Origin of the sequence: Chryseobacterium lathyri (assembly GCF_019970085.1) — a bacterium.
Lineage (GTDB): Bacteria > Bacteroidota > Bacteroidia > Flavobacteriales > Weeksellaceae > Chryseobacterium > Chryseobacterium lathyri.
Window position 1 is genome coordinate 47,949 of sequence record NZ_JAHXYG010000005.1, and the last position, 18,240, is coordinate 66,188.

16 protein-coding genes and 2 tRNA genes are annotated in these 18,240 nt (G+C 34.0%); 13 read left to right on the forward strand and 5 right to left on the reverse strand.

The features are described from left to right. The first annotated feature begins 10 nt into the window (after positions 1–10). The 3 genes from LC418_RS16100 to LC418_RS16110 are packed head-to-tail and all read left to right on the forward strand — an operon-like array spanning position 11 to position 1,665. Positions 11–568 carry a DUF6705 family protein gene (locus LC418_RS16100; protein ID WP_223559897.1) on the forward strand — a complete coding sequence of 186 codons (558 nt, stop codon included), beginning with the start codon at positions 11–13 and terminating at the stop codon, positions 566–568. A 40-nt stretch (positions 569–608) separates the two neighbouring features. Next, positions 609–1,178, forward strand: a complete 570-nt coding sequence (locus LC418_RS16105) for a DUF6705 family protein (RefSeq protein ID WP_223559898.1) — start codon at positions 609–611, stop codon at positions 1,176–1,178. Position 1,179: 1 nt separating this feature from the next. Then, positions 1,180–1,665: a hypothetical protein gene (locus LC418_RS16110; RefSeq protein ID WP_223559899.1), complete on the forward strand. Its 486-nt coding sequence runs from the start codon at positions 1,180–1,182 to the stop codon at positions 1,663–1,665. A 73-nt stretch (positions 1,666–1,738) separates the two neighbouring features. Here the strand turns inward: LC418_RS16110 and LC418_RS16115 are convergent, their stop codons facing one another. Beyond that, positions 1,739–3,412 (reverse strand): glutamine--tRNA ligase/YqeY domain fusion protein, encoded by a 1,674-nt coding sequence (locus LC418_RS16115; RefSeq protein WP_111960694.1) that lies wholly within the window; start codon positions 3,410–3,412, stop codon positions 1,739–1,741. 155 nt (positions 3,413–3,567) lie between these two features. On the opposite strand from LC418_RS16115, the gene LC418_RS16120 reads away from it, so the two are divergent. After that, the gene (locus tag LC418_RS16120) at positions 3,568–4,695 is read left to right on the forward strand and encodes an alpha/beta hydrolase (protein WP_223559900.1); all 1,128 of its coding nucleotides are present in this window, start codon (positions 3,568–3,570) and stop codon (positions 4,693–4,695) included. A gap of 341 nt (positions 4,696–5,036) precedes the next feature. Here the strand turns inward: LC418_RS16120 and LC418_RS16125 are convergent, their stop codons facing one another. Both LC418_RS16125 and fbp read right to left on the reverse strand, forming a co-directional pair. Beyond that, entirely contained in the window at positions 5,037–6,050 is a 1,014-nt protein-coding gene (locus tag LC418_RS16125; protein ID WP_223559901.1) for an o-succinylbenzoate synthase, read from the reverse strand. Continuing rightward, positions 6,050–7,066 carry a class 1 fructose-bisphosphatase gene (gene fbp / locus LC418_RS16130; protein WP_040998657.1) on the reverse strand — a complete coding sequence of 339 codons (1,017 nt, stop codon included), beginning with the start codon at positions 7,064–7,066 and terminating at the stop codon, positions 6,050–6,052. Before fbp ends, LC418_RS16125 begins: the two co-directional genes overlap by 1 nt. Before the next feature lie 325 nt (positions 7,067–7,391). On the opposite strand from fbp, the gene LC418_RS16135 reads away from it, so the two are divergent. The 6 genes from LC418_RS16135 to LC418_RS16160 all read left to right on the forward strand — a co-directional run bounded on the left by LC418_RS16135 (position 7,392) and on the right by LC418_RS16160 (position 14,899). Next, positions 7,392–8,630, forward strand: coding sequence for an aspartate kinase (locus LC418_RS16135; RefSeq protein ID WP_223559902.1), 1,239 nt, complete (start codon positions 7,392–7,394; stop codon positions 8,628–8,630). Positions 8,631–8,652: 22 nt separating this feature from the next. Then, positions 8,653–10,494 carry a lysophospholipid acyltransferase family protein gene (locus LC418_RS16140; RefSeq protein WP_111960686.1) on the forward strand — a complete coding sequence of 614 codons (1,842 nt, stop codon included), beginning with the start codon at positions 8,653–8,655 and terminating at the stop codon, positions 10,492–10,494. Between the two features lie 106 nt (positions 10,495–10,600). After that, positions 10,601–10,673, forward strand: a tRNA-Phe gene (locus LC418_RS16145). A gap of 528 nt (positions 10,674–11,201) precedes the next feature. Continuing rightward, positions 11,202–11,510, forward strand: a complete 309-nt coding sequence (locus LC418_RS16150; protein ID WP_223559903.1) for a hypothetical protein — start codon at positions 11,202–11,204, stop codon at positions 11,508–11,510. 75 nt (positions 11,511–11,585) lie between these two features. After that, positions 11,586–12,332 (forward strand): GLPGLI family protein, encoded by a 747-nt coding sequence (locus tag LC418_RS16155; RefSeq protein ID WP_223559904.1) that lies wholly within the window; start codon positions 11,586–11,588, stop codon positions 12,330–12,332. Continuing rightward, positions 12,332–14,899: a TonB-dependent receptor gene (locus LC418_RS16160; RefSeq protein ID WP_223559905.1), complete on the forward strand. Its 2,568-nt coding sequence runs from the start codon at positions 12,332–12,334 to the stop codon at positions 14,897–14,899. The genes LC418_RS16155 and LC418_RS16160 overlap by 1 nt, the downstream gene beginning before the upstream one ends. Positions 14,900–15,088: 189 nt before the next feature. On the opposite strand, the gene LC418_RS16165 is transcribed toward LC418_RS16160, so the two are convergent. Beyond that, on the reverse strand, positions 15,089–15,655 hold the full coding sequence (locus LC418_RS16165; protein WP_223560200.1) for a cysteine hydrolase family protein: 567 nt from the start codon (positions 15,653–15,655) through the stop codon (positions 15,089–15,091). Between the two features lie 23 nt (positions 15,656–15,678). Then, positions 15,679–16,620 (reverse strand): alpha/beta hydrolase, encoded by a 942-nt coding sequence (locus LC418_RS16170; protein WP_223559906.1) that lies wholly within the window; start codon positions 16,618–16,620, stop codon positions 15,679–15,681. Between the two features lie 140 nt (positions 16,621–16,760). Between LC418_RS16170 and LC418_RS16175 the strand changes: the two genes are divergently transcribed. The 3 genes from LC418_RS16175 (at position 16,761) to LC418_RS16185 (ending at position 17,915) form a co-directional block, all read left to right on the forward strand. After that, positions 16,761–17,123 (forward strand): winged helix-turn-helix transcriptional regulator, encoded by a 363-nt coding sequence (locus LC418_RS16175; RefSeq protein WP_111960897.1) that lies wholly within the window; start codon positions 16,761–16,763, stop codon positions 17,121–17,123. A gap of 137 nt (positions 17,124–17,260) precedes the next feature. Next, positions 17,261–17,333, forward strand: a tRNA-Phe gene (locus tag LC418_RS16180). A 303-nt stretch (positions 17,334–17,636) separates the two neighbouring features. Continuing rightward, on the forward strand, positions 17,637–17,915 hold the full coding sequence (locus tag LC418_RS16185) for a hypothetical protein (protein ID WP_223559907.1): 279 nt from the start codon (positions 17,637–17,639) through the stop codon (positions 17,913–17,915). Positions 17,916–18,240 lie beyond the last annotated feature (325 nt).

Consider the following 18,240-nt stretch of genomic DNA (forward strand, 5'->3'; position numbering starts at 1 on the left):
TTTAAGAATTATGAAAAATCTATTTTTATTTATACTTTTTTGTGTGTCAATTTCTTGCAATGCACAAACATATCCCTTAAGAACCTACACTGAAGTACCAGCGAATGCATATATACAGGATATAAACAATGAATTGATTCCATATGAAGGAACCTGGAAAGGAACCTGGAATGGAAAAACTGTTTTTATTTACTTAAAAAAGATAAAAAAATATTTTACACATTTAGAAAATAAACCTTATTATAATGATATTTTAATAGGTAAATATAAAATTCTAGATGCAAATGGAACTATCCTTTTTGATAGTTCCAATCTTGCTGATGAAAACGTTAAAATTAAAGGAGCTAGATTTCTTTCAATTCCAAATACTAGATATATTCTAAATTACATTGATACTAATTTATGTAATACTTCGGGTAATATATCTATTAGTTTTACAGATAATACAAAAACACAGCTTAATTGGAAACTTAACTTTAGGAGCAATATGATTACAACAGATTGCCAGTATTATAATACGGGAATTCCTGAAATACTTCCTAAAGAGATTGTTTTAACAAAACAGTAAGCAAGGCCTCTGAAGAGAGGCTTTTATTTTAAATTACAAAATGATGAAAAAAGCATATATAGCATTATCATTAGGAGGAATGTTTCTTTGTAAATCTCAGCAAATACTTCCTTTATCAACTAAAAGTAGTGACATTCCACTAAATTCTTATATAAAGGATATAGATAATCAACTGGGTGGTTTTGAAGGGATATGGAAGGGTGATTGGAATAATAAAACATTGACAATTATTTTTAAGAAAGCAAAATATTATGATACTCTTTCACAAAAAAATCCTTATTATACAGATCTATTGTATGGTAGATTTCAAGTAAGAGAAGTAAATGGCAAAATTCTTTTTGATAATCTTTCGAACCAAGATGTTAATTCAAAAGTAAAAGGATTTTATATTACTCCAAGTGGAAATTATCAGCTTATCTATATAGATCCTGATTTGTGTAATAAAGTTGGACTTATAACAATTGGTTTTACGGGTCCTTCAAAAGCAGAATTAAAATTGAAGTATAAGGATTATCCACAAAACTTAGATTCTAAGTGTTTTTATTATAATAAGCCTACTGACCAGCACCCAGAACCTCTTCCAAAAGATATTATTCTAACAAAACAATAAAATGTATAGAAAAATTGCATTCTTCATCTGTTTCATTTATAGTACTTATTGCTTCTCTCAAAATCGGTTTGAAGAAATTGAACTCAGCCATTCAAATGCTATGGTAGTTGGAAGTGGTATAAAAATTATCATTAAACCTACTAAGGTTGGAAAACACAAAATGAGAATAATCGTAGAAAGTAAAAATAATTACTTCACTAAAAAACTTTCAAAGAAAGAATATGCAGCTATAGATAATGCTGTTTTGAAAATTAATCCGAAAAATTTATATAATATTTCCAATAATGGCAAAGATACTATACAAACTAATTGTTTAGATGGTTTTAATACATCTATTACAGTCTTTAAAAATAGTAAAAAGGGCTCTTATTCCCTTGATTGTCTATCAAAAATGGATAAATATAATAATCGTCGAAAGGATTTTTGGTACGCAGCGAAGCTAATTTCTAAAGTTGGTGGAGTAGAAATAAAAGAACTGGAAGACTGAAATTCCAGAGAATGTTTAAAACAAAAAAGCAGGACTTGTTGAAGGTCCTGCTTTTATATTAATCATTGTAAGATTATTCCGGTTTGAATGAATCCTTCAATGTTACCGTACGGTTAAATACTAAATTAGAATCCGTAGAATCACGGTCTTTTGTAAAATACCCGATTCTCTGGAACTGAAGTGGCTCTCCCACAGCAACATCCTTTAAACTTGGCTCAGCAAATCCTTTAATGGTTGTTACCGATTCAGGATTGATGAAGTTCAGGAAATCTACATCCTTCTCTGCATCAGGTTGCTCTACGGTAAATAGTTTTTCGTAAATTCTTACATCTACCGGGATTGCATGAGTAGCAGATACCCAGTGAAGTGTCCCTTTTACTTTTCTCAAGCTTTCTTCGGTACCGCTTCCGGATTTGCTCTTTTCATCATAGCTTGCATAGATCGTAGTGATCTCTCCGTTTTCATCCTTCTCTACTCTTTCCGCTTTGATGATATAGGCTGATTTCAGACGAACTTCCCCGCCCAATTTTAGTCTGAAAAACTTATTATTAGCCTCTTCTTTAAAATCTTCTCTTTCGATATATAATTCTCTGGAGAAAGGAACTTCTCTTGTCCCTGCATTTTCCTGTTCAGGATTATTTTCAGTTTCAAGCCATTCTTCCTTACCTTCAGGATAATTTTCAATAACTAGCTTAACCGGATCTACAACTGCCATCACACGTTTTGCCACCTTGTTCAGGTCTTCACGTACACAGAAATCAAGCAACTGAATTTCGATCAGGTTTTCTCTTTTGGCCACCCCTACTTTTTCAATGAAATTTTTGATTGATGCCGGCGTGAAACCTTTTCTTCTCATTCCGGAAATAGTAGGCATTCTCGGATCATCCCAACCTGTCACTGCTTTTTCAGCAACCAGCCTTTGAAGCTTTCTTTTGGAAGTGATCATATAAGAGACATTCATTCTTGCGAATTCTCTTTGCTTAGGTGCTATTTTAGATTCGTCGTATACCTGCTCAAGATACCAGTTATAAAGCGGTCTGTGATTTTCAAATTCTAATGAACACAATGAGTGTGAAACCTGTTCCAGATAATCAGATTCTCCGTGTGCCCAGTCGTACATCGGATAGATTTTCCATGCTGTACCTGTTCTGTGGTGAGGTCTTTTCAGGATTCTGTACATCACAGGATCACGTAAATTCATGTTTGGGGACACCATATCGATCTGCGCACGAAGAGACATAGAACCTTCCTCAAACTCTCCGTTCTTCATTCTTTCGAACAGGTCAAGAGATTCTTCTACCGGACGGTTTCTGTACGGCGACTCTATTCCCGGCTCTGCAGGATTCTTTCTCTGCTCCGTGATCACTTCAGAAGGCTGCTCATCTACATAAGCTTTTCCGTCTTTAATCATCTGTACGGCCCATTCGTAAAGCTGCTGGAAGTAGTCGGATGCATACAGTTCTTTATCCCATTTGTAACCTAACCATTCCACATCTTTTTTGATAGAATCCACGAATTCCTGCTCTTCTTTCTCAGGGTTCGTATCGTCGAAACGAAGGTTTACGGGAGCATTGTATTTTTCGCCCAGTCCAAAGTTGATGCAGATGGCTTTTGTATGGCCAATATGCAGGTATCCATTAGGTTCAGGCGGAAAACGGAAACGGATCTGTTCTTTTTTCAGACCGTTTGCCATATCATCTTCAATAATTTGCTCAATAAAATTGAGTGATTTTTTTTCTTCTTCCATTTAAATTAGCTTTTATTGTATGCAAAAAAAGTTTGACAAAGTTACGGAAAATTTAGGGCTTATGGAAATGATAATCTAAATGCTGAAAGACTAATAAATTCATTATTTATAGCTAACTTAGATAGAAATAAGACCAATTACAAAATTTACCCACTATGGCTGTTTATATCCTAAGCAATCGTAAGATCGTCCGTCACAAAGGCGAAAAAGCAGATTCATTTTCCAATGATGAATATTCTATTCCCAATTTCAGGATCGCAAAATGTGATTTTGACACCTACAAAGAGCCTACTGCACCCAAAAAGAAGAAAGATTATACCAACCGTAACATCTTAAATTACAAATTATTTTCTGAGCCCGAAAAGCAGGGCTATGAAGATGTCCTGGAAGTTTTACGGAATGAAAAAGGCATTAAAAGTTCCTCACGGACAGCCAATAATCTAGGCGGAACCCAAAGAATGTTCTATGAATTATATAAGAATATGTCTTCTACAAAAGAAAGAAGCGATGTACTGATTTTTATTCATGGGTATGCATACGATTTTGATGATGAATTAAAGGCAATTATCGATCTTAAAAAGCTGTTTATCGATAATCCGGCATCCCCTGTAGAGCATATCCTTTTTGTGAGCTGGCCTGCTTCAAGCAGTATTATTCCTCTGACTTATTTTGATGACAAGGCATCAAGTATTAATTCAGGGTCATCGCTGATGCGGTTGTTTTATTTTTACACCCAATTTTTAAAAGATATTTTTTCAACCCGTGACCTGGCTCCGTGTAATCAAAGAATTCACCTGATGGCCCATTCTCTTGGAAACAGGGTGCTTCAAAGTATGCTTTACAGCCTTAAAAAAGAAAATATCCTCCGCGTTATCGATCAGGTTTTGCTTTTAAATGCTGATGTATCCTATAAAGTCTTCGAAGACTCTGAAGATTCATATAGCAAACTTCCGCTGCTGGCCAACCGTATTTCTATTTATCTCAACAGAAAAGACACGGTATTGGGGATTTCACAATTTACTAAAAATATTCTGACCCCCAGATTAGGCAAGAATGGCCCCAGCGATATTGAAAAACTGAAAGATATCGTTTCTATCATCGACTGTACTTTTGTAGAGGATGATATCCTGAAAAGTTTTAAATATGAAATAGGAAACCATTGGGGATATCTTTCCAGTTCAATGGTTCAAAAAGATATTTTTCAGAATTTATATGGAATTGACAGAAATTTAATCACAGGGCGATCAAAAAATAACGAAAATATTTTCACAATTATTCCTTAATGATTAATTAAAAAAATCCCATAAAATGAACTATATGTTAAACTTCGTTCCAATACCGACATTGGCATAAAGATTGTAAATTTCATTACAAAGAGAAATAAAAATATTTTATCATGAAAAGAATTAAAAACAAGTTTTCTTATATAGTAAGATATATAAAGGAAGCAATTTTTGTAAAAGACGTGATTTAATAAGAGTACTGATCATAAAATAAAGTTTATCGACCCTAACACTACTTTTGCCTCATTTTCACGTCTGTATCTTCTTTAGTGATATTTGAAGGTATTTCCTATCCGTAATATGTACTATTTACGGAAAATTTGCATTTGCATGAATTTAGTTTAATTTCTTGGCGTTTTAAACCACAATAGTTCATTGTTCAGTTCTAAACTAGATTCAAAATTATTTACAAATAGAGATCCGGTGCCCAAACCTTGCGGCATCGGATTTTTTTTAGTGAATGTATACTGGGCAATAGCATTCAGTCCTATATTACTTTCAAGAGCAGACGTGATCCACCAGCCGATATTCTGCTCTTCTGCAAGAGAGATCCATTCATCTGAGCCTGAAAAACCTCCGACCAGAGCAGGTTTTAAAATAATATACTGAGGCTTAATGCTTTCTAAAAGCTTTTTCTTTTCGGCAGGGTCAGTAATTCCAATCAGTTCTTCATCCAAAGCAATCGGCGTAGGAGCTCCGGCACACAATGAGGCCATATCACTCCAGTTTCCAGCCTTGATTGGCTGCTCAATAGAATGAATATGAAGATCTGAAAGCTGCTGTAAAACAGTCTTTGCTTCTTCCCTACTAAATCCGCCATTAGCATCTACCCGAAGCTCCAACGCACCTTTTGAGAATTTTTCTCTTAACTTCTGAAGGATTTTGTGCTCAGATTCCCAGTCAACACCAATCTTCAATTTGATACAATGAAATCCTTTTTCAAGCTTTTCCCGGATTTGTTCCTCCATATACAGAATGTTTCCCATCCAGATCAATCCATTGATCACGATAGCAGATTTCCCTTCGGTAAATTCACTTGGAAAATACAGATTCTCTCCGTATTTCAGATTCAAAACTGCCTGCTCATATCCGAACCATATAGACGGAAACTCTTTCAGTTCTTCTTTTAAGTATAGGTAGCCACGATCAATATTTTCACAAAGCCATTGGAGTTTTTCTTCATAATCCGGTCTGTCATCAAAACTCAATCCCCGAAATATTGCACACTCCCCTGTTCCTTTTCTTCCGTTGTCTCCAACCTCGAGAATAAAGGTCTCTTTTTCATACAAAACGCCGCGAGACGTTCCGCTCGGGCGTTTAAATTCCAATAAATATCTGAAATATTTTGCTTTCATTATTTTACACTGTCAATCCGCATGAATTCCTCTGCTTTTTCCACCATCTGAATACTTCCGCAGAAAAACGGAATTCTCTGATGCAGCTCTGTAGGTTCTACCTCCAGAATTCTTCTGAATCCGTCAGTAGCTTTTCCTCCAGCCTGTTCAGCAAGGAATGCCATAGGATTACATTCGTACAGCAATCTTAATTTTCCGTTCGGAGCCTGGGAATAGGAAGGATAAATATAGATTCCTCCTTTTAGCATATTTCTGTGGAAATCTGCTACCAAAGAACCGATATATCTTGAAGTATAAGGACGGTCTCCTTCTTCCATCTGACAATATTTAAGATAGTTTTTCACACCTTGAGGGAATTTAATATAATTACCTTCGTTGATGGAATAAATCTTTCCATTGGTAGGAAATGTCATATTAGGATGAGAAAGATAATAGGTTCCCAATGAAGGATCCAGAGTAAATCCGTTTACACCATTTCCGGTCGTATAAACGATCATGGTAGAAGAACCGTAGATTACATATCCTGCTGCAATCTGGTTGATTCCTTTCTGAAGAAAATCTTCCAGCTGGACCGGAGTTCCGGGTTCTGTTACTCTTCTGTAAATAGAGAAAATAGTTCCGACAGAAACATTCACATCAATATTGGATGATCCGTCCAAAGGATCAATCAGCACGACATATTTACTCAGGTGGCCGTTTTCACCACACTTAATGTCAATAAAATCATCATTTTCCTCCGAAGCAATACCACAAACAACCTCTCTCTGAGACAAAGCCGTAATAAAAATTTCATTGGCAATCACATCAAGTTTCTGTTGTTCTTCGCCCTGAATATTCTGGTTACCGGCAGCTCCTGTTATATCTACGATTCCGGCTTTGTTTACTTCTCTGTTTACCACTTTTGAAGCCAATCTTATGGCGCTCAGTAGACGGGAAAATTCACCTGTAGAATATTGAAAATCGTCCTGTTTATCTATAAGAAATTCTCCTAAAGTCTGTAATGGTTGATTTGACATATTTTTCTTTTTACGTTTTCCCCAAATTTCGGAAAATTTATCGGAGAAAGAAAGCTTTTATTAGAAAAGACCTTAACAGTTGTTTTTCAACACCATACAGAACCAACAATGGTATAGACCTAAAATTATCATTGCGTAATTAATCCCCATTTGATGACAATAAATCAACAAAATTCTGATAATATTCATCAAGTCTCAATTTTAATTAAATCTTAATTCTATCCAGCCGCCAGAAACTTTCATATCTCGTTGTAAATTTATAATTTTGACCTCCGTAAAAAACTCATGTAATTTTTAATCTAACAATTTTATTTTTAACAAATTAATGAAAATTTTCAAGTTTGGTGGAGCATCTGTAAAAGATGCCGAGAGTGTAAAAAATGTATCCATGGTTTTACAAAGTCAGGGATTTGCCAAATGTCTGCTGGTTATTTCAGCAATGGGCAAAACGACAAATGAATTGGAAAAGGTTGTAGAACTTTATTTCAAGAAGGATAACTATCAAACTGAGATTGAAAAGATAAAACAAAAACACATCGAGATTGCGGAAGGTCTGTTTCCTGAAAACCATGTAGTTTTTGCTGAGATCAATATATTTTTTGATGATATTGATTCTTTCTTAAGACGAAACAAATCGCCTAATTACAGCTTTGTCTATGACCAGGTCGTAAGCTGCGGGGAAATGATCTCTACAAAAATTCTGAGTGAATACCTGAATGAAATTCAGTTTACGAATCAATGGCTGGATGCCAGAGATTATATTAAAACAGACAGTTCCTACAGGGAAGGTATGGTAGACTGGGCAAAAACCGAAGAATTTATTTCAACTTTAAATACGGATATCTGCTATGTAACGCAGGGATTCATTGGTTCTGACGACAATAATTTTACGGTAACTTTAGGAAGGGAGGGCTCTGACTACTCTGCTGCTATTTTTGCGTATTGCCTGAATGCTGATGCCATGACGATCTGGAAAGATGTTCCGGGAGTAATGACAGGGGATCCAAGGAAATTCAGCGATGTTTCTCTTCTTTCCAATATTTCTTACGAGGAGGCCATTGAAATGGCTTATTACGGAGCAAGTGTCATTCACCCGAAAACACTGCAGCCTCTGCAGCAAAAAAACATTCCTTTTTATGTAAAATCTTTCGTAGATCCTACCAAAGGAGGAACTAAAGTTGGAGCTTCGGATAAAAACCAACATGAAGAATCTTATATCTTAAAAGAGAATCAGATTCTGTTAAAGATCTCAACAAGAGATTTCTCATTCATTGCGGAAGACCATATGAGTCTTATTTTCGGATATCTCTCTAAATATAAAATCAAGGTATCCCTTATGCAGAATTCTGCTATTTCATTGGCTTTGTGCCTGGAAGACAAATTCAATCAGGTGGATGAGCTTAATGAAGAACTTCAAAAAATATTTAAAACCAAAGCGGTTAAAAATGTATCTTTATTCACAGTAAGAAATGCGAAGATGGATCATATTGACAAATTTTACCAGGAAAAAAATGTATTATTGGAGCAGATTTCCAAAAATACGGTTCAAATGGTAACACAATAATTTTAACTGCGACTAAACACATATGAGTTTAATTTCGAAAAACGATCTTATCACAGCTTCCGGCTTAAGCAAAATTGGGTTCCTTAAAAACCCGGTCGCATCGGCCGTGATGAGTATTGCCAAAATAAATGAAGTTAATAGATTATACGACAAATTAAAAGATAAGGAAGGCAAAGATTTTTTCGACTCATTTGTAAGAGAAAGGAACTTAAGCTATGTGGCTTTTGAAGAAGATCTGGCAAAAGTTCCGAAAACCGGACCGTTTATTCTGGTCTCAAACCATCCTCTGGGTGCTATTGACGGAATTTTAATGTGTAAAATCCTTTCAGAAGTGCGTCCTGATTTCAAAGTAATGGGGAATTTCCTTCTGGAAAAAATTAAACCCATGGAACCGTATGTGATTTCTGTAAATCCTTTTGAAAACAGAAAGGAAGCTTACAGCAGCACTTCGGGAATGCGTGAAACCTTGAAACATCTTCAGAATGGAGGCTGCGTGGGGATCTTTCCGGCAGGAGAAGTATCTAATAAGAACAATCCTTATGGAGAAATTCTTGACAGAGACTGGGAAAAGCCTGCCCTTAAGCTGATCAGAATGGCTAAAGTACCGGTAGTTCCCTTGTATTTCCACGCTAAAAACAGCCGCCTTTTTTATCAGGTTGCAAAGCTTCATCCAAGTTTACAGACGCTGATGCTTCCTGCGGAGATGATGAACGACAGGGAAAAACCGATCAGAATCAGGATAGGAAAGCCCATCACTGTAAAGGCAATGGATGAAATGGAAACCATTGAAGAGCTGGGTGAATTCCTGAAGCGTAAGGTATATATGATGAAATCTTACTACGAAAAGAGAAAATCATTGGCCCAAAGCATCAATCTTAAAAACCTAACGTTAAAATTCCCGCTGTTAAGGGAAGAGAATATTGTCCAGAATATCATTGATGAAACTCCTAAGGAAGATATCCTGAAAGATATCAACCGCCTGAAAGGGACAGAAAAAATGCTGTTCAGTAACGGAAATTACGAGATCTATTTCACGACTTACGAGGAAATTCCTTCTGTGATGAGGGAGATCGGCCGTCAGAGAGAACTTACTTTCCGTGCTGTGGGCGAAGGAAGCAATTTACCGTTTGACCTTGACGAATACGATAAACACTATCATCATCTTTTCCTTTGGGACAGCAGTGCGGAGAAGCTTGCAGGAGCCTACAGAATGGCTTTGGGGAAAGAGGTTATGAAGAAATATGGCATCAAAGGATTCTATACAAGCTCTTTATTTGAGTTTGAGCAGGATATCCATCCATTCTTCAAAAAAGTGATCGAAATGGGCCGTGCTTACATCTGTGAAGAATATCAGCAAAAGCCGCTTCCGCTTTTCCTTTTGTGGAGAGGAATCGTTCATGTATGTTTAAGAAATTCCGACCATAAGTTTTTGATGGGCGGTGTAAGTATTTCCAATAAGTTTTCTGAGTTTTCAAAATCTCTGATGATTGAATTCATGCGTTCAAACTACTTTGATTCAGCAGTTGCACAATATATCACGCCGAGAAATGAATACAAGGTAAAGCTTCGTGACCGGGATAAAAATATTTTCTTTGAGGAAATGGAATCTGATTTGAATAAGCTTGACAAGATTATTGATGACCTTGAACCTGAGCTAAGGTTACCTGTCCTGATCAAAAAATATATTAAACAGAATGCGAAAGTGATTGCTTTTAACGTGGATCCAAACTTTAACGATGCCATTGACGGATTGATGTATATCCGAATCAGTGATCTTCCGGAAAGTACGATAAAGCCTGTATTGGAGGAGATGAGTGACCACATCAGAAAGGAACAGGAAAATAATTCAGCTGAAAATCAGTAGGTTTTATTTTTATTTTAAAAAAGTACGGTTAATACTTGCTTCATATAGGAAAACTTACTACTTTTGCATCACTTTAAAACAACGAAGTAAGCCAACAAAATATAATGGTTTCTTAGCTCAGTTGGTAGAGCAATGGATTGAAAATCCATGTGTCCCTGGTTCGATTCCTGGAGAAACCACAGAAATTAAATAATTTCTAACAAAACCCCTCAAATTGTACAATTTGAGGGGTTATTTTTTGTATGATATATCAAAATAAGACAAATTCTCTCAAATTGAAGGTGACCTTTTCGGTTACCTTATTTTGCAGCTTATCTTAATTATCTTTGTATTGAATATGCATTCAACCGATTAGTAAAAGACATGAGCAAGCATTTTTTTAGCTTTTAAGAAAGAAAAGGTACTGCTATTTCTATTTATCTCAAAGAGATTCCAAGAACGAATAGTTTAAAAAAAAGACTACAAGTAATTCATATTCAACATCCTAAATATTCTATTTTTATAAATCTATAGCTCTAAATTTACAAATTTAGGGTTCATTTACTTTTTTCATACCATCTTCTTATGCATCTTTGCTCCGGGTAAAAACATAACCATTTATTTTTTGTATGTGTACAGTATAGAAAATACAACAACGCTGATCAGCAAAAACCCGTGTCAGGGATTATATGGCAAAATAATTTACTTAATTTAAAAATTAAACTAAAATGAAAACATTATTATTCGCAGCGTTCTTATTTGCAGGAACAACTCTAGGATTTGCTAAAAGCAATGCACCGGTTCATAATTTTTCTAATGAGAGCAAAGAAACTGTATCTTTGAAATCTACATCTGACAAAGTAAATTCTTTGGAAGAGGTGAAAAATGATGAAAAAGCAGAAGATGTTAAAAACATCTGCCATCAGACTGTTTTTACTACTGAGGTTACGTATAGTTATTTTGATGATGGTATGGGAAATCTTATTGTAACAAAATCAACTGATTTGGTAATGACCACATATTGGTACGGTTGCTAAATAATAGTTAGTAAAAGTATAAATAATAAGAACGTCTATTTATTTAGGCGTTCTTATAAATATAATTTATCAGATATGAAATACACTCTTTTTATCTCTTTATTTTTTTTAAATTTTATTAATGCCCAAAATTTAAAAGTAGAATATGAATATGTAAATAAGCAGGATCTTAGCGAATACTCTTCAGAATCCTCAAGCACATTTAAAAGTCAGGCCCAAGAACGGCTTAAAAAAGCTCAAAAGCAAATACTTTACTTTCATGAAGGAAATACTTTTTATAAAAATATTATTGATGAAGGATTTGAAAACGAGAAAGAAAGAAAAAAAGTGGACGAAAGAACGACTAACATAACAAAAGAATCTTTTGTTATAAAACCGATTAAGATTTACCATAAAAAAAATGATCCCGGCTTCTATCAATATCAAAATTTTGGAGATGAAGAATATTATAAATATTATGCACCTAAGTTTTCCAAAGTAGAATATAAAGATAATGTTGAGCAAATTGAAAAATACACATGTAAATTAGCAGAGGTTACATTAAATAATGGAGGTTTGGTAAAAGTATGGTATGCAGAAGATTTTCCAGTAAGTGCAGGGCCTTATGTTTATAATAGTTTTCCCGGACTTGTTTTAAAAGTGGAATCCCCTAATTTTATTGTATATGCAACAAAAATAAATAATGATGGAAAAGAAACAGATTTTGAGCCTATGAATCCAAAGCTTAAAATTTTAGATCAGGAAAAGGACAAAGATAAAATTCAGGAAATCATGAAGGAGGCATCAAAAGTGAAAGAAACACATACTGATATTCGCTTATAATGAATTTTAAATTTTCGATTATTATTTTTTTATTTTTTTTCAGCTATTCTTTTTCTCAAAATATTAATATTGACGTTAAAGAAATGGATGGAACTCCCATACCAGAAGTTAATGTTCAGCTTCTTAAAAACGAAAAAACTTTAGATTTCCAAAAAACAAACGATAAAGGGGTTTGTAATTTCCAGTTCTCCGAGAAAGGAAAATTCTCTTTAAAATTTACATCTCTATTATACAAAACAAAGATTGTAGAAATTAACACAAACGAAAAAAATGATTTTGAGATTGTGTTAGAATCACAGGTTAAAACGATACCCACGGTAGAAATAAAAGCACGTCCCAAAATAGCCAGTGCGAAAGAAGACACTATAGCTTTTAACCTGAAAGCAGTAAGAGACGGTACAGAAAGAACAACTGAAGATCTCATTAAAAAGCTTCCGGGACTAAATATTAATGAAAACGGAAAAGTAACCTATAAAGGAAAATCAATAGGTCAGGTTTTAGTAGAAGGAAACGAGTTCTTCGGGAAAAACCATAAAATGGCGACTCAGAATATTTCGGCTAATATGGTTGAAAGCATTGATCTCTGGCAAAACTATACTACCATTAATGGAAACCGTTCCACAGCACTTAATTTAAAGCTGAAAGAAGAATATAAAGGAAAGATTACCGGAAATGTAGAAGGTAATTATGGTACTAATAATTCATATCTGGGACATGCTAATTTGTTTCGGATCGGAAAACTTGGAAATTTAGCGCTTATTGCTGACGCGAATAATATTGCTAAAGACCCTATTAGCTTCATGGATTTTTACGAAATGAATACGCAGGAAGATATAGATAATGCAGATGGCAGTTCAAACATAGATATTCCTACTTTTCTTAATAATGATGGAAAAGTAAAATCTAAGGATAATCAGTTTGGAGCTTTGCAGTATTCTAAGTCAAAAAAGAATTTTAGCATTACGGCTTTTTCTATTTTCAATAATGCTCAATTGAATAAATTTTCAACTTCTAAAAGAACTGCATTCGAAGGGCAGTCAAAGGATTTTAATTTTTATGAGCAAAGGACAGAAAATAATAAAGGCTTTTTAGGAACTACTCAAATTAAAATAAAGAAGAGCTTTGCAGATGACAGTTTTCTATATTACAACTTCGGATATAATCCTACTCAGGACAATTTTAACCAAAATATAGACCGATATTCTACAGATGCCAATTTTTACACTATTAATAATACTGTAAAAAATAATGGGGTAAGCAATTTTCTTTCGTGGAATAAACAGTTGAATAGTTCAAAAATAATCTTCGCTTTCAACCAAATGAATGAAGATTATTCGGGAAATTTAAATATACTTTCCAATAACAATCTATTCCTGACTGATAATAATTCATTATTTCAGCAATATGACGTGAATTCAAACAGATATGGGCTGGACTTTTACCTGAAGAATAAAAACAAGCTTGTCAATTTTAATTTTCATTCAGGATTTTCTTATAAAAATGAAAAATCGGAGCTTACGGAGCAGGTATCACAGGCAAATGAGAATAGGACGTTAAAAACTTATCATTATATCAATGATCTGAATGTATATAAACAATTCGGGCGATTTGATCTATCAGCTTCTTTGAGTTCTCATTTTCTGAATATCAATGAATATGAGAAACATTATTTTGAGAAAAGGCTAAAATTTCAATATACCCCTGCATCTAAAGCCAGTACAGAAATTAGCATGGAATATAACTCAATATATAAACTCCCCACTTTAAAGCTTCTGCAATACAACCCTTTATATACAAAGGATTTATATTTTAATCAAAATATGGGTCTTACCCCCGATTTGCTAAGCAACACAGACAGTTATAAATTAACATTTCACAGAGCTTATTTAGAAAAAGGAAGCAGCATGTTTCTTATGCTGATGTATGATAAAACCAAACCTAGCTTTACGACAAATACCATCAATTATGGTACATTTTCAGCTATGGAAAATACAATGGGAAGATATAATGACCGACTGATATTTTTGTTTGCCAGTGATAGAAGATTTGGTAAGTATTTTACATTAAAAACAAAATTTACAAGTGCTTTAACTAAAAATGTAAATTTTATTAGTGATAACGAAAATATTTCTACCATTCAAAATTTTGAGCTGTCCCAAAAGCTATCTACAAATTTTAAAAACAAGCCCCTGCAATTTGATTTAGGCTACACCTTTACTAAAGGTATTTTCGAGCAGAGCTTTTATGATACAACTTCTAAACAAGATAACATCAGATTGTCTTTTGGAATAAGAGCCAATATTAAAAAAGAATGGATTGGGAATATTTTAAGTGAATATTTAATACAGAAAACAGGAGATAACACACTTAAGAACTTCTTAATCGGAGGTCAAGTTTCATATAGAAAAGAAAAATCAAATTTTGAATACAGCCTGTTATTGAATAACATTTTAAATTTAAATTCTTTCCAGTATATCAATAGTTATACAAGCCAACTTGGTACAGAAGAAGCTTCTACAACTGCTTTACAAGGCTATATTATTGGTGGTTTAAAGTATAACTTTTAAGTAAGAATGATTTATTAAGATGTTAAACATGAACAATTTCTATGTGGATGAAAGAAGACATCTTATTTAGAAGCAGATCTAAAAAATCAAAGAATCATCCATGATTGCTCCGACAATAAGGAAGAGTTTAGATAATTTCATTTCTCACAAGGTTTTATTCAGAACATTCCAGATTATCAATTGAACCCTCTACAATTCTTTTAATAATTTTTCTGAATCCCAGACGGAAGCAAATTCATCATTTAAATTGGCAAGGGCCGTCAGATGGATCAGCTCGGCATCATATTTTTCGCCGTTTACCCCTACCCTGTCAAATGCTGCTGTTGCATCTGAAATTACATATGTTTCATACCCAAAGTTTCCAGCCATCCTTGCCGTCGTTGAAACACAGTGATTGGTAGTTATTCCTATGATCACTAAAGTATTGATATTATGTTCGTCCAGCTTTTCTTTTAAATCCGTTCCGATAAAGGCACTGTTTACATTTTTTGTGATAACAGGTTCGTCATTTTGAGGCAGAACATGATCATTAAACTGGAAACCCGGGTCCAATTCATGCAATTTAGATTCCGGATTCACAGAGCTGTGTCTGATATGAAAAACCGGGAGTCCCAATTCTCTCCATTTTTCCAGCAATATTCCACTGATCTTTTCTGCATCTTTATTATTTCTGTTTCCACCCCAGTACTTTTCAGCCAAAAATCCTTTTTGAATATCAATCAGAAGCAGGGCTGGTTTTTTATTTCTTAACTTTATCATTTATATTATTCTTAATATGATTAAAATATACGGCTGTAAAGGAATTCCTTATATCTGTCGTTTAAAGGAGAATCAAACAGATCAAATACATGCAATGCTCCCGGTATCACCCACAACTCTGTTTTGACTCCTACCCTATATAAAAGTTGTGAAAATTCTATATTTTCATCCCTTAAAGGATCCAGCTCACAGGCTACTATTGTTGTTCTTGGAAGATCGCGAAAGGCATTATAGTTCGTAAGATCTGCATACTTTATACTTTTATCCTTATTATCATTTCCCAAAAAATGAAGCCAGGCGGTTTCTGCATATTTTTTATTCCATAAAGGAGCATCTGTAAATTCATTCATAGAAAAGGTATTAAGCTTATTGTGAATCACCGGATATAATAAAAACTGATGGTTTATATTTCTTATTCCTTTATCATTAGCCATCTGGGTAACAGCCGCAGCCAGATGCCCGCCGGCACTTGCCCCAAAAACAACAATATGATTCGGATCGATTTCAAGCTGTTCCGCACCATGTTCAATGGTCCACTCCAGCGAGTTAAATCCGTCCAGTACCGGAACAGGGAATTTATATTGCGGAGACAGCCTGTAATCAACCGAAATTATTGTAGCATTAAGATGCTCTGCCAATTCAAACATCTGGTTATCTACCTGTTCCGGAAGGCCAAAGACATATCCTCCTCCATGAAAATAAATGATAGTTCTATTTTTATCAAATTCTTCCGACTGATAGATATGAAGCCTTATTGAATGATTATCAAAAGAGCTTTCTATGAAAATATCTTTCACATTAATTTTATCAGGCCCCTTAAAAGGATTATTCTTTGCCCATATTTTTTTCTCTTTCTGAATGATTTCCGGGTTATTAAGAAATTCAGCTTGATTGATTTCCAATGAAAACGGAAAACTATCTATACTTTTCTTCAGGTCTTTATCAATTCTATTGAAATCCATTGTATTATGTAATGTGCTTTGGATGAACGAATTTTAAGTTTTGGCTCAACTGTCAATCTTTTTATTTTTGTAAATTTATATGATGAATATCGGGTCTCCAAACACTCAATGAATTGTGTGGAACAAACAAAAAAGTAAGTATGAGCATTAAAGAATCATCAACCAATCAAGAAAATAAAAAAGGTCTGGAGCTTAGCTGTTCTGAGATATATGCCGTAAACCTGATCAGTGGCCGATGGATTCTTTCAATCTGCTACTGCCTTAAAACAGGAAAACTGAGATTTTCTGAACTCAAGAACAGCATCCCAAATATCAGTGAAAGAATGCTGACCATGCAGCTCAAAAAAATGGAAGAAGAAAGGCTTGTTCTAAAAAAGGTCTATGCTGAAGTTCCTCCAAGAGTAGAATATGAATTAACGGAAATCGGGCGACAGTTGATCCCTGTTTTGGATCAATTGGAAATATGGGGCGAAGATCACAAGAAAATAAAGAAAGGATTATAAAATGACTGTATTGATTTTTAAGCAAATACAAATCACAAAAGATATCTTTACCCATACTTTTGAAATTAATTATAAAAAACTTGCACGATATTGCAAAAAGTTCTATTTTTGCACCCACGTTAAACAACGAAACAATTGGTTTCTTAGCTCAGTTGGTAGAGCAATGGATTGAAAATCCATGTGTCCCTGGTTCGATTCCTGGAGAAACCACAACAAATCATTGTAAAGCCCCTATTTTAGGGGCTTTTTTATTTTAAAAATAACAACTGCTCAAATATATGCTCAAACTTTCCGGAAACTTCCTGCCAGATTGACTTTGTTTGAATCTACCTACTTCCGAAAATAGAAATTAAATGATTTTGTGAAGATCAAATTACAAAAGTTGTTTTTCCATTTTGCGTCTATAATGTCTTTGCCTAAAGAACTTTCTTTACCTATGAAGACTAATATTTCCTGTGTAAATATACACTTGAATACTATTCTTTAGAAAATGACACCTATTTAGATAAATGGATGAGAGAACAAGTTTCACTACTTGATGGCTATGATGAATCACACTCTTTTATTACAGAAATCATTAACAATGTTAAAGGGATAAAAAGCATATTTAATTTTAAGAATAGAGGAATTATAGAGAAGAATTTACTTACATCTAAAATTATAAAACAAGCTAATGCTACTTATCTACCAGCTCATGAAGCTGAGCAGCAAATAAAGATTATCACAGAGGAGAATTTGACAAATGTTAGACCTCGACGGAGTAACAGTATTGAGAACTTACTGGAGTTATAGATTTTACGGATGATGATTTACCCTGCAATCCATCAGTATACACCAAAGGAAAATTAAATTTCTCTAATAATAGGCTGATCTTTGAAAAACTTAGAAATGATAAATGAAATAATAAAAAATTTTCATTTGAAAATATTATGATACGTCGAGTTTTGTCACTATGTCGTGATAGCTTTTCAATAAAGAACTTTCAAAAGATAAGTCGTAAAAAATCAACCCATTAAAAATAAAATTTATGAGAAACATCACTTTTTCACTCTTTAATGAAATAAGAGTAAAAAAAATATTATATTTGTGGAAATTGCCTTTAAAAGCTTTTTTATTT